This is a genomic window from Paenibacillus sp. JSM ZJ436 (assembly GCF_044383795.1).
In the GTDB taxonomy this organism is placed as follows: Bacteria; Bacillota; Bacilli; order Paenibacillales; family Paenibacillaceae; genus Paenibacillus_AQ; species Paenibacillus_AQ algicola.
This window is the reverse complement of the sequence record NZ_JBISEO010000046.1, coordinates 1-749: the sequence shown is the minus strand read 5'-3', so window position 1 is coordinate 749 and position 749 is coordinate 1. Positions and strand designations below refer to the sequence as shown.

2 rRNA genes are annotated in these 749 nt (G+C 49.7%); both read left to right on the top strand.

Going from position 1 to position 749, the window contains the following annotated elements:
* A 16S ribosomal RNA gene (locus ACH6EH_RS20165) occupies window positions 1-91 on the top strand; the annotation flags it as partial.
* Window positions 92-478: 387 nt separating this feature from the next.
* Window positions 479-749 (top strand): 23S ribosomal RNA (locus ACH6EH_RS20160); the annotation flags it as partial.

Genomic DNA, 749 nt, shown 5'->3' with positions numbered 1-749 from the left:
AGGGAGCCAGCCGCCGAAGGTGGGGTAGATGATTGGGGTGAAGTCGTAACAAGGTAGCCGTATCGGAAGGTGCGGCTGGATCACCTCCTTTCTATGGAGAATCGCTTCCTGCAACGGAAGCATTCAAAGAGGCGGACCGCAAGGAAAGCCAACCTCTTCACCACAGGTGAAGAACCAACTCACTCGTTGGTCAGTTTTGAGAGTTCAACTCTCAAAGGTGAAGCCTGAAACGTCACAACCGTGAACGTCCTCAGCTTTCATCACTTGATCCTTGAAAACTAGATAACGAAATGAATTTGCGTTTTAGAAAGATCCTTTAAGCTGATCTTGTGTCATGAGAATGACCAAGGAAGTTAAATGTAGCAGCGATATAATCGTGACAGGAGATCCTTTGAAATCTTATTTCAACCTTGGAGTGGTTTACACAATCAGGGAAATAAGAGTTCAAGAGAGCGCCTGGCGCGAATATATCGCACCAGGTTAAGCTACTAAGAGCACACGGAGGATGCCTAGGCGCTAGGAGCCGATGAAGGACGTGGCGAACGACGAAATGGCCTCGGGGAGCTGTAAGCAAGCTTTGATCCGGGGATGTCCGAATGGGGAAACCCGACTGGAATAATACCCAGTCACCGCTGCCTGAACACATAGGGCAGAGGGAGGCATACCAGGGGAACTGAAACATCTAAGTACCCTGAGGAAGAGAAAACAAGAGTGATTCCGTCAGTAGCGGCGAGCGAACGCGGAACAGC